Below are 12,091 nucleotides of genomic sequence, written 5' to 3' on the forward strand. Positions count from 1 at the left end.
TCAGTACCCAGTCGACAGGAGAGTGTCAGGAGAGGAAACGCGGGTGCGCAAGAGAGGCATCAAGTCGATATTCTATGCGCTTGCAACAACCCTGGCATCGATCGGCGTGGCCGAGGCTGCTCCACGTGAGGTTACGCCGTTACCGGACGGCTGGCGCTTCATCCAGTCAGATCCTGAAGGCGCCGAAACGCCAACGCTGGATGATGCAGCCTGGCAGGTTGTCTCCGTTCCGCATGACTGGGCCATTGCGGGCCCGTTCGACCCCAATGCCAAGGCCGCAGGAGAGAATGGCTTTCTGCCCAGCGGAGTTGCCTGGTATCGCAAGAGGCTGGACCTGACGCCGCAGCCGGGACGGCGCTATTTCATCGAATTTGACGGCATCATGGAGCGCAGTGGCGTCTGGGTGAACGGCCATCATATCGGCTATCGCCCGATGGGCTATGTCAGCCAGCGCTATGACATGACGCGCCATCTGCGCACGGACGGCCACAATGTGATCGCCGTCCGCGCCGATACCTCCGCCGCGCCCTCGTCACGCTGGTACACCGGATCGGGCATCTATCGGCACGTCCGCCTGATCGAGACAGACGATGTCCATATCCCGCAAGGCGGCGCCTATCTGCGGGCGACAGCGATCAGCGACGATCGAGCGACAATCGCGGTCACCACGGATGTGCAAAATGACACCGCCGCCGCCACCCACGTGAAGATCGAACTCCGGCTGACCGATCCGGATGGGCGCGAAGTCGCGCACACGGTGTCGCCGGCCACCAGCATCGCGGCCGGACGGACCACGATCCTGCCGGTCGAAGTTGCACTGCCTCGCCCGCGCCGCTGGGATGTAAACGACCCGGCGCTCTATCGTGCCTCCGTTCGCGTGCTGGCCGCCAACGGCACGCTGCTTGACAATGAGGATGTCCGGTTCGGCGTGCGCGAAGCCCGGTTCGATCCGGCGACCGGCTTCTGGCTGAACGGCCGCAACTTCAAGCTGAAGGGCGTGGCGCTTCATCACGATGGCGGCGCGGTGGGAGCCGCCGTCCCGCTGGCCGTCTGGCGCCAGCGGCTGACCACGCTCAAGGCGCAAGGCGTCAACGCAGTCCGCACCGCGCACAATGTCCCCAGCCCCGAATTTCTCGACCTGGCCGACGAGTTGGGGCTGATCGTAATGGACGAACTGTTCGACCAATGGAATGTCGCCAAGACGCCGGAAGATTATCACCTTTTCTTCGGCGATTGGCACAAGCGCGACACGCTGGACATGGTGCGCAGAGACCGCAACCATCCCAGCATAGTGTTGTGGAGCGCGGGCAACGAAATCCATGACACCGCCTATCCGGTCCAGGCCAAGGCCGCGCTGCGCAGCATCCTGGACATCGTCCATGCCGCCGATCCGTCACGGCCGGTAACGATGGCGCTGTTCCGGCCGAACGTGACCAAGGATTACGACAACGGGCTGGCCGACATGTTGGACGTGGTCGGCCAGAATTACCGCGAGAATGAACTGATCGCGGCGAGCAAGCAGAACCCGAAACGCAGCATCATCGGCACCGAAAATGCGCTTAACCGCAGCAACTGGGTGCCGGTGCGCGACTATGCGCCCTTTTCGGGCATGTTCCTGTGGACCGGCGTCGATTATCTGGGCGAGGCAAACCGATCCGGCTGGCCCAATATCCAGAATCCGGCCGGACTCCTCGATCGCACCGGGCGCCAGAAGATCAGCGGGATGGAGCGCGAAAGCTGGTGGTCGGATCGACCCGTGGTCCATGTCGTGCGCAATGCCGATCCTGCTGCGGCTGGCCCGTCGACCGATGGCGCGGGCGGTCCGAACCAGCCCGTCCTGCCGACCATGATCGCCGTGGCGACGCCCAAGCCCAAGGTAGCCTTGTTCGACGACTGGACGCCGCAGGACCGCAGTCCGCACGAAGAGACGATCGAGGTTTATAGCAATTGCCGACAGGTCGAGGCCTTCCTCAATGGTCGCTCGCTGGGTACGCTGCCGATCGACGCGGATGCCTCTCCTCGGCGCTGGGCCGTGCGCTATGTGCCGGGGGAGGTGCGCGCCACCTGCCGCGATCCCGGTAGCGAGACCGTTTCAGACAGCCTGCGAACGGCGGGGAAACCCGTCCGCATCGAATTGAAGCCGGATACGCCGACCGTCGGCTCCGCATTCGACGACATGGTCTATGTCCGCGCGCGGGTGGTTGATGCGAACGGCGTCACCGTGCCTTCCGCGAACAATCGCCTGCATTTCGCGGTCAAGGGCACCGGGCAGTTGATCGCGACCGACAATGGATCCTCGGTCGATCATACCCCTTTCCCTTCGCCCGACCGCGCAGCGCAGGACGGTCTCGCCGTCGCCCTGGTGCGGGGAACGGGCAAGGGCCATTTCACCGTCACCGCCACGGCCGAGGGGCTGAAGGAAGGCACCGTGGATCTGAGAGCGACAAAGTGACAGCGCGTATCCGCACGGCGGGGCGGGTGTTCGGCACCATGGCCGGACCAACTGGACGGTCAGCCTTACGGAGATTTAACCCAGAACCGCTTTGGCGGCGTGCGCCGCTGTTGCTGACATGGCGTGGTGCGATACGTTATCGGTCATGCAGATACGCCAATTGGGACTTGTTGGGTTGGGCCCACCCGCTCTTGCCGTAGCCTTATTCGTTGCCTCTTATGCGGTATATCCCGGCACGGGCGGAAGTGACGTTCAGCCAATGCCGCAACGCGGCCGGTCAAGCATCCTTCATCTCGTCAACAAAGGCCCAAGCCTCCGCTTCCATGATCGGTTCGAATTGAACCTCGAACAGAAAGTTGAGCCCGGAACAGGTATCGGCATGCCAGATCGGCCGTCGATTCACTGCAATTTTCAGGTAGAGATTATCGGTAATTCGGGCAGACGCTCCGTTGTGACCTTTGATCGCCTCCGCCATGCCGGAGAATATGACGCCGGTCATACCGCGTTCTTTGTGTCCGATTTATTCTATGTTTCAGCAGGCCATAGCGCGGCCGTGGTTTCGAATTTGGGTTGCAGTCCCGGCATTCCTGATCCCAAGGGTCTGCTTTCAATTGAACCGGTGGGCGAACACCTGATGTTGCCGATTGCGGCAGACCTACTCCGTGACCTTGGCTGGGCGACTGCCGTTTGGGCGCTGTTCTTGGCTGCAAAGCGGTTTTCGGTAAGGCGGAAAATAGCACTGCTATAACCGCTCTCCCGCCAGAACGCCCGCTTCCAAGCGTGACCAAAAATTCGATCGGGCCGCGACAAATAGGTGAATAGCTGCTTGGCGGCGGATTGCCTCGCGGCGTCTGACCTGCCGGGCGAGCGGTCTGTCTGGAAGCAGTTGCAAGCCCGTTGCGCTCGGCTAGTTTCGAAAACTAACCAAGGAAGAGCACGATGACGCTGACCAATCGCGAAATGCGGAGCCGTATCGATCAGGACGGAACCTTGGCGCTTTCGCTGGAAAGTGTCGCTCTCGGTGAGCCGGGAGACGACGAAGTGATCGTACGGATAGAAGCGGCTCCCATCAATCCCAGCGATCTCGGCCTTCTGCTCGGCCCGGCCGATATCACCACCTTGGAGCCCGCAGATCGCGGCAGCCTTCGTTTACAAGTGCCGGAGAGTCGCCTTCCCAGCGTGAGCGGAAGGATCGGTCAGTCGTTGCCGATTGGCAACGAAGGCGCCGGGACAGTGATCGCCGCCGGCCGTAATGCCAAGGCTCTGGAGGGAAAGCTTGTCGGCATGATCGGCGGGGGAATGTACGCCGACTATCGCCGGATCGCCGCGCGCGATGTCGTCGTGCTTCCGGAAGGTGCCAGCGCCGCTGACGGCGCGGCTATGTTCGTGAATCCGTTGACGGCTCTCGGCTTTGTCGAGACGGCCCACCGGGAAGGTCACAAAGCCATGGTCCACACTGCCGCCGCCTCGAACCTTGGCCAAATGCTCCAGAAGATCTGCCTTGCGGACGGAATTGCGCTCGTCAATGTGGTGCGCTCCCCGGAGCAGGCACAGATCCTGCGCGATATCGGCGCGCAGCATGTCGTCAATAGCCGGGACGAGGACTTCACCGCGGAGCTCACCGCTGCGATCCGGGAAACCGGCGCAACGATCGCCTTCGATGCCATTGGCGGCGGCGCATTGGGCAGCGACATCCTGAGCGCGATGGAACGCGCCGCGGTGGATAATTCGAGCAGCTATAGTCGCTATGGCTCGGACACGTTCAAGCAGCTCTACATCTATGGCGCGCTCGACCTTGCACCGACGACACTCAACCGCATGACGTTCGGCTTTCAATGGTCTGCCGGCGGCTGGCTGCTCTTTCCGTTCCTGCAAAAGGCGGGGGCGGACGTCGCTGCCCGGCTGCGAGCGCGCGTATTGGCCGAACTCACGACGACGTTCGCCAGCCGGTATACCCAGGTCATCGGCCTGGCGCAGGCGTTGCAACCGGACGTCCTGTGCCGCTACGAGCGCAAGGCAACCGGAGAGAAGTTCCTTATAGATCCACGGCTTGGGTGAAGGGCGGCTTCGCGCTCTGGAACGGAATCTTCGTCCACTTTTCGTCTGATGCTGTCCAGCAGAAAGCCCGCAATCCTAGCCATAATCGGGACCGTCGTGTCGCTGTCAGGCAGACATACAAGATCCGCCACTCGGCCGCTTTGGCCAAGTGGCGGACGCTTGCCAGCTAGGCGAACAGCTCAACGACCAAATTGCGTGCGCATCGTGATGCGCAGCGTAGAGCCACAGCAGACCGAGTGGAACGAATCCGCTGTAACGCAATATCAGATAGGGATTTCCTTTAACACGCTGTTATTAATTATATTTTATCACAGGAAGGCCCAGTTTCTTGCGCAGCTCGGGCTTCAACGCCAGTACATAGAAGCCGCTTGAGGCACATGCGAACCAGATGTGTCCGGTCTGCGGAACATACCGTACGTGGGACATGCACGGGTCGCCCGGCTTGAAATAGGCGACTTCCCTCGGCTCGGCGGGATTGCGCAAATCAGCGATGCGCAATCCGGCGAATGTGAATGAAAACAGACCGAGCCGCGTGTTGGTCGCACTGTCGACATCCTGGAAATGGCTTGCCGCATCGGCGGGCCTTGGAGGCACGCCCGGAGCGCGTGCAGCCTCGCTCGGGCAGTTTTCCTTCCGGTTCATTGCAAGGCGGAATTCGCCGACGATGTGCGGTCTCTTCTCATCTGCGATGGAAGTGATGCGCGGCCAGGCTCCCGGGCAGGCGCCCAGTTCATTCGCGCTTACCAGATAGGGCTTGCCGCCGATCGTTGCGCGAACAGGGCTATGCCAGCCGGCATGAAGCACGGTGCCGATCAACCGCAGCTTCGGATCGGGTTTGTGATCCACGAAATCGCTGTTGTCGAGGACGTAGATCCCGCCGGCGTCATTCCCGCCATTGAGGAAGGCCATGGGCGACTTGGCTTTCACGATGTCGGGCACCAGATCGCCGCCTTGCGATGTCGTAGTACCGGCATAGAGACGCCGTCCATCGGCGCTGAAGGCCAGGCCGTGCGGTGCAAATTCAAAGCTGGTGCCGTCCTGGCGCGTGACCTCGAACTTTCCGATGAAACGCGGTTTGGATAGATCCGAGATATCCATGATCTCGACGCCGCCAGTACCGGTGAACGGATTGAGGACAGTTCCGTAGACATAGCGGCCGTCCGGCGACAGGGTGAGCATGTGCACGGGTTCGGGCCATTTCGTCTCCGACAGGAGGCGGGGGTTGGCGCAATCGGAAATATCATGAAGGGCGAGCCAGCCCTCCTTGGGCCCATTGATCCCTGCGACGCCGCCGTAGTTGCTTGCCGCAAGCACGGCGCGCCCCTTAAGCGTCACAGCGTCCGTGGTTTCGGTCGCATCGATCGATCCTTTGTCCTGCAGGTAGCGCACCAGCCTGGGCGCGGCGGGATTGGCCACGTCGATGACAGCGATCCCGGATGTGGAATCGTGCGGCAGGAATTTGAGAACGCCGGATGGCTCCAGAATCCCGCCACTCGATATATAGGCGCATCGTCCTGACCAGGTCATGTTGAGATTGCCGATCCGGTTATCGAGCGAATTGTGACCGATGACGTTCACGCCCATGGAATAGGGCTGCGGCAGGATCTTGGCTTCTCCAGCAAGGAGTTCGCCCTGCTTGCCTCTCTCAAGGTTGTCGGGTGTGCTAACCATCGGAACACTTGATGCCGCATATAGATGCCCGCCAAGAGCCAGCAGCGATACTGCTAATATCAGTCTTTTAATCATTTCCGCTCCCTGAAGTACTATTGTTTTAGAAACCGCGACTCGATCGCCTGCTCCGCTCAGGTTGTTAAATCAGTCTTCTCCCGCCGCGAGCGGCTGCGAGCTTTTCAGTCTGCAAAGACCGGCGGCATCCCGTCAGATGGTTGGAGTACGAGGCACGAGGGGTGATCCTGCGTATGCAGGATTTCGACGTCGTTTGCTGCCATCTGCGTAGCTGTCGCGAGAGGTTCGCCCGTGCCACAGTTGCGCGCATAGCGCGGGAAACAGGCGCTGGTGACGTAGATCCGCAAGCGGGCGCCTGCAGGTAACAACCATGCGGTCGGCCAGCACCGAACGGTGACCTTGCGCACGCAATCTGCGTCCGCGGGTGAATCATGTTCGTCCAGGCGAACGTAACCGTCGCAGATATGGATGGCCGAACCGTTTTCGTGCACTTGGCAAAATGCGACGTAGAAGTCCGCCCAAGGGCTGCTCGTGCGGACATAAAGTTCGGCGTCCACCGTGCCGATGATCTCGAAATCCTTCCGGAGCGACGGCGAGGTGAATTTCGCCCGGTCACTGCGCGTGTCATAAGCGGATAAGTCGCGCGATTTTGCCGGGACCGTGACGGGACCGTAGAGCGAAGGCGTAGGATCGGAGGGGTCGTACCTGTAGTGCGTCAACCCCTCGTGCGCGTCAGCGGCATTGTGTGAAAGACCGCCGTCTGCATGAAGATGCATTCGAAGCGGCGCGCCTGAATGGGGTGGCCATTGCTCGTATTCCCGCCACTCGCCAGCGCCCTGGACGTAAAGCCTTACCGGTGCCCGCTCTAGCGGGATTGCGGATGTTCCTTGTGCAAGGCTGGTCAGGAATTCGATTGACTGGCGTTGCCCCTCGAACAATCCGGATGGCCCGCCGTGTTCCCAAGGGCCGATCGTGATCCAGGTTGGCAGGCCGGCGGATTGGCGTGCCGCAAAGTCGTCGAGTTGGTATGGCAGGAATAGATCCTGCCAACCGGCGACAAGCAGGACGGGCGTGTCGAGAAGTGTCACGCCGCTTGAGAAGTCCATCGCCTCCCACCAACGGTCATCGGGATCATGTACAACCCAGTCCTGCCACCAGCGGTTCGTCACCTGAAATGCGTTCTTGTCGATCGAACCCAGTGGCAGGTGCGAAAAGGCCGACGCGGCAAGCATCTTGCCGCCGAAGAAGGGGGACTTGCCCGTACTGATGCTGTCATGCATCTGCCTGGTCCAATTGAGTGCGGTGAAGAGTGCGAGCCCGCCTCCTTCACGCAGCGCTTGCGCAAAGTTAGAAGAGGTCACGGTGAGCGCCGCACCGTCCACGAGGTCGGGGCGTTCGCTTGCAAGGGCCCAGGCAACGAAGCCGAGGTAACTGCCACCAAAAAGGTAAAGCTTGCCCCCGAACCAGGGCTGGTCTCGAACCCAGAGCGCTGTGTCTACGCCGTCATCGCGTTCCTGTCGGACCGGATCGAATTCTCCACCCGATCCGTCAGTGGCCCGAACACTCTGGACGACAACATTGAGCCCCCGTTCAGCGAGCAAGGCTGCCGAAAATCCGATAATGAAGCCGCGCCCGTAGGGGCTCCTCATGAGGACAGTCGCGCGGGCCTTCCCTTTGGCCGGAAAATAGCGGTCGGCAACCAGTGTCGTGCCATCGCGCATGGGGATCCCTAGCGCCTTCTCCCTTCGGATGGTGTTCGTTCTGGGAGGTAGCTTAAGCAGGCGGCCTGCGATGCCGCGCAGGACATATTGCACAATCATGCCAAGGTCTCGCGCGTGCGAACGCGACTGGCGTTCCAAAAGGGCGAAGCAACCATCCATCTACTCCCAAATGCAGCATCTTGCCTGCCGCAATTGACATACTGAACAGTTGGTAACTTTGCTCTGGATTTTTGCAAGCCTTCCTGTGTCAGGCTCTGGCCTCTTTGATCACAGCCGGAAGAGCGCGGTGCCGCCCTCGGTCCTTCCGATCAGTCGTCCGAGATCCTCTTTGCCCCCCGAGGATGGAAGCCGTGCGGTGGCCTACAGTGTCTTGAGCGGTCTGTATTCCCTGAGTGCATCCCGCCAGCGCAGGCTGTTCCGGTTGACGAGGATGATCCCGCTCCCGTTCCGCACTCGTCTGTCATCAACCCTTGGCTTTCCAAGGCTCTTGGGGAAATACGGCGACAGACGTGCCATCTGCTCAGCTTTACGAATGACGCAACGCGGGCGCTCGTCCAAGGGGGCGCAGAACAAGCAGAAGCCAGCTGGCGGCAAAACGGCCTGTTCGCACACCTGCGCAACTGCCCCAAGGCATCGGCCTGCTCTTAGCTGCCGTTTGGTTGGGAATGCCGCATCGATGCGGCATTCCAACTATCTCAGAGCTTGGGCGGTGGAACTCCAGCAGGGCAGCGCGCTGGATCGAACCCCAAATTTTGCCGCAGTGATCAGGTGGCCGACAAACAGGTCAGGTTCTTACTTCCGCTCAGCCAGTTTCCGTGCATACAGCGCCGCCCCATATCCTGGCGCGAACCGAGGCTCGCTAGGTGAAAACCCCCGTTCGCGGACGATACGCAAAAACTCGTCCCGGACCCGGGCTTCCCGGCTCAGCACACCGCCCGACCACGAAAGCGGAACAGCCTCGCCTTCGGGGAATCGCAGTTCCGTGCGAAGCGCCGTCGCCATGTCGGCCAGTTCCCGTGCCGCCTTGTCGAGGATAGCCTGCGCCGCATGGTCGCCGGCAACAGCCGCCTCGGAGACCAGCCCCGCAAGACCGGCGATTTCACTGCGACCCATCCCTTCGGGTCCCATGATCCGCCCGCAAAGGTCCAAGTCGTCTTCAAGCGAGAGCGCCGCGACGATCCTCTCGTGCAGCGAACCGCGAGGGGTGCGCCCGTCGCTCATGCGCGTGAACAGCGAAAGACCCTGAATGGCGATCCAGTAGGCCGATCCCTCGTCGCTGAATACTTCGCCCCAACCGCCGACCCGGGCCGTTCGGCCCTGACGCTCGCCATATCCGATCGAGCCGGTTCCGGCGACGATGTTGATACCGTCCTCGCCGCCGAACGAACCGGCCCAGCCGCAGATCATGTCGTTGCCGACCACATAGCGGCTATGACCGAGCACCTCTCCGCATGCCGCATGAAGGCGCGGGTCGATGGCGCGATCCTCGCCATAGGCTGGCAGGCCGAAGAAGGCATGGCCGATGGCCTCGCGCGGCGTGCCGATCGCTGTGCAGACCTGCGAGAGGCCGGATTCCAAGCGCCGCACGACTTCGTCGAAGCCGACCTGCAGATGATAGGTCGTCCCCGTCAATGCAGTGGCAAGGACCTGCCCTGCTGCATCGATGCAAACGAACTCGGTCTTGGTCCCACCGCCGTCGACGCCAAGGAAAAGGCTCTGGCTCATGCGGGCTGCGCGTGAATCCGCACGCCCTGCACCACGCGATTGACGGTGCCGCTGGCGTTCGGGCGATCCGGCGTCAGTCCCAGCTCCAGCGAAACTGCCAGCCCGAACAATTGTGCGGGAACGATGAACGGGAACAGCAAATCCGCGTCCGCTGCCCGGGACAGACCGGGCACTGCGACCTCGGCGTTGTCGTCCGGATTGGCGGAGACCACCATGACTGCACCGCTGCGGCCATCCGCGCGCAGTTCGGCGATGATGTCGAGATCGTAGAGGCGTGTAAGCGGGTCGTTCGAGACGAAGACCACCACCAGCGTCTGCGCATCGATGATCGTCTTCGGGCCGTGTCGGAAGCCGAGCGCGGTGTCGAACGCGGTCACCACTGCGCCGTCGCTCAATTCCATCAGCTTCAGTGCGGCCTCGCGCGCCAGCCCCTTGAACGGTCCGCTGCCGAGATAGACCACACGGCGGAAACCGCGCGCGGCCAGGTCCGTGACCACCGGCAGGCTCCGGGCGTGCGTTTCGGCCACGGCGGATGCGATGGCATCGATACGGTCGTCGAGGATATCGATACCACTCAGGATCGAAAGCGCAGCGAACATCATCGCGCTGAAGCTCGACGTCATCGCGAAACCGCGATCGTGCGTCGCCTCGGGCAGCACGACGACGTGCATGTTGCTTCCAACGCGGCGCGCCAGTTCACCTTCGGCGTTGCAAGTGATGACGAGGTGGTAGGCATCATCGACATGCGCGTCGACCAGATCGGCAGCGGCCACGCTTTCCGGGCTGCTGCCCGAACGGCCGAACGAGACTAGCAGCGTTGGCTCGTGGCGGCGCAGGTACAGCGCGGGCGAACTGACGATGTCGGTCGTCGCGATCGCTTCCACCGATCGGCCCAGAAGGCCGGAGAGCCACGGCGCGAGGCACTCGCCAATGAAGGCCGAGGTGCCCGCACCGGTCAGCACGATCCTGACACCGAATTTGGCGAGGAGCGGCGCAACGAAGGCCTCGATTGCGGCTTTTTCGGCGTTCAGGATCGCCTGCGTGGCGCGCAGCGTTTCCGGCTGCTGCGCGATTTCGCGGCGAGTCCAGGGTTCGGCGTCGTGACCCGGCATTTCGGGAGCCAGCGGTGCGTCAGGCATTGGGGTGACAAGCTCCATGATAGGCATCGAGAGTGGCGGCTATGTGCGCCAGAACAAGATCGGCTGGGTCGAGTGTGGCGTCGCCGCTGCGCACGGCTGCGTAAGCGAGTGGCAGGTGTTGACTGACCAAGGGCAGGGAAGGCGGCGTAGCGCGCAAGTTGGCGAACAGCTGTTCTTGCGCGGCAAGGATCTCTTCGTCCGGCCAGTAGTAGCGAATGCGGTCCGAGAGGCTGTACTGCAATTGCAGGTTCAGCGCCGCGCCTTCTGCATGGTAATACTTGCGCCAGTTGCCGGGCTCTGCATGCATGCGATCGAGCGCGACTTCGCGCAAGGCGGCGCGGCCGGACGCGGGGATTGTTTCCGCCTCGATGGCATCGAGCGCCCAGAGCGCTTCACGCAGCGCGAAGGTCACGCCGGGTCCGACCTTGAGCACCGCGAAATGATCGCGCACCAGCGCCGAGAGCGCATCGGCGGTCTGATAATCGGTTGAGTGCGCCTCGTAGACGAGCCCGGCAATCGGCTCGATCGCGCGGCTGAGGTTGGCGGCGCACTCGGGGCGATAGTCGACCACCTTGTCGTGATCGAATTCGACCCCGGGCTGGACGACGGTGGCGATCACGCGGTCCCACGCGGCGGACAGACCAGCTTCCGCGAACAGGTCGCGGTGCATCGCGACGGTGGCAATGGCGTCTGCCGGATCGGTGACGGCCAGTTCCTCAAGATCCTCGGCAGCGCCGCCCGGGACGGGAACTTCGGTGCCGATGACATAGACCGGCGCGTCGTCCGCCCCGTTCTCGCTGCCGGGCTGGAAGGCGTCTTCCGCTGCGCGGCACAGACGTGCGGCGCGCTCGGCGATAGTGCGTTCGGGCAGCGGCACGGGATCGTCCGCGCAGCTCATCGAGCAGTCGAGATGGATCTTGCCGAACCCGGCACGGACGTAAGCCGCAACCATGACCTCGGCACGCTCCATGGCCTCGGCAGCGGGAAGCGCAGTCCAGGGATTGGGGCCGAGGTGGTCGCCGCCCAGTGCCAGACGATCAAGCGGGAAACCCACGCGTCGGGCAATTTCGCGCACGAAGTCGCGGTAATCGGCGGGGGTCATTCCGGTGTAGCCACCCTCCTGGTTCACCTGGTTACAGGTCGCCTCGACAAGGAGAACTTCCTGACCGGTTCCCAGAGCGTGGCGGAGCGCCGCCTCGATCGCCAGCGGATGCGCGCAACATACCGAAGTCACGCCGATGCGTTCGCCCGCCTTGTGCCGCAGCACGATATCTCGAATCGCTTTCACATCGCTTCCTTTCGCAATCACG

Annotated in this window: 8 protein-coding genes and 1 pseudogene; 2 read left to right on the top strand and 7 right to left on the bottom strand. The window is 62.3% G+C overall.

Features of this window, described 5'->3' with window-relative positions:
* Positions 1 to 43 precede the first annotated feature (43 nt).
* Positions 44 to 2,452: a glycoside hydrolase family 2 TIM barrel-domain containing protein gene (locus AC1VVM_RS25280; RefSeq protein WP_482956922.1), complete on the top strand. Its 2,409-nt coding sequence runs from the start codon at positions 44 to 46 to the stop codon at positions 2,450 to 2,452.
* A gap of 277 nt (positions 2,453 to 2,729) precedes the next feature.
* On the opposite strand, the gene AC1VVM_RS25285 is transcribed toward AC1VVM_RS25280, so the two are convergent.
* Positions 2,730 to 2,951 (bottom strand): hypothetical protein, encoded by a 222-nt coding sequence (locus AC1VVM_RS25285; RefSeq protein WP_482956923.1) that lies wholly within the window; start codon positions 2,949 to 2,951, stop codon positions 2,730 to 2,732.
* Between the two features lie 440 nt (positions 2,952 to 3,391).
* Between AC1VVM_RS25285 and AC1VVM_RS25290 the strand changes: the two genes are divergently transcribed.
* Positions 3,392 to 4,510, top strand: coding sequence for a zinc-binding dehydrogenase (locus AC1VVM_RS25290; protein WP_482906467.1), 1,119 nt, complete (start codon positions 3,392 to 3,394; stop codon positions 4,508 to 4,510).
* 294 nt (positions 4,511 to 4,804) lie between these two features.
* Here the strand turns inward: AC1VVM_RS25290 and AC1VVM_RS25295 are convergent, their stop codons facing one another.
* The 6 genes and pseudogenes from AC1VVM_RS25295 to AC1VVM_RS25320 form a co-directional block, all read right to left on the bottom strand.
* The gene (locus AC1VVM_RS25295; protein WP_482956924.1) at positions 4,805 to 6,256 is read right to left on the bottom strand and encodes an LVIVD repeat-containing protein; all 1,452 of its coding nucleotides are present in this window, start codon (positions 6,254 to 6,256) and stop codon (positions 4,805 to 4,807) included.
* 104 nt (positions 6,257 to 6,360) lie between these two features.
* A complete protein-coding gene (locus AC1VVM_RS25300) occupies positions 6,361 to 8,076 on the bottom strand; it encodes a CocE/NonD family hydrolase (RefSeq protein WP_482956925.1) in 1,716 nt (571 codons plus the stop codon).
* A 204-nt stretch (positions 8,077 to 8,280) separates the two neighbouring features.
* A pseudogene (locus AC1VVM_RS25305) lies at positions 8,281 to 8,433 on the bottom strand (IS5/IS1182 family transposase); the annotation flags it as partial.
* A gap of 276 nt (positions 8,434 to 8,709) precedes the next feature.
* Positions 8,710 to 9,642 (bottom strand): N-acetylglucosamine kinase, encoded by a 933-nt coding sequence (locus AC1VVM_RS25310; protein WP_482956926.1) that lies wholly within the window; start codon positions 9,640 to 9,642, stop codon positions 8,710 to 8,712.
* Positions 9,639 to 10,781, bottom strand: a complete 1,143-nt coding sequence (locus tag AC1VVM_RS25315; protein WP_482956927.1) for an SIS domain-containing protein — start codon at positions 10,779 to 10,781, stop codon at positions 9,639 to 9,641. The genes AC1VVM_RS25310 and AC1VVM_RS25315 overlap by 4 nt, the downstream gene beginning before the upstream one ends.
* Complete coding sequence (locus tag AC1VVM_RS25320; RefSeq protein WP_482956928.1) at positions 10,774 to 12,069, bottom strand: D-tagatose-bisphosphate aldolase, class II, non-catalytic subunit; 1,296 nt, start codon at positions 12,067 to 12,069, stop codon at positions 10,774 to 10,776. Before AC1VVM_RS25320 ends, AC1VVM_RS25315 begins: the two co-directional genes overlap by 8 nt.
* Between the last annotated feature and the right edge of the window lie 22 nt (positions 12,070 to 12,091).

The organism is Novosphingobium sp. BL-S-33 (assembly GCF_056857025.1).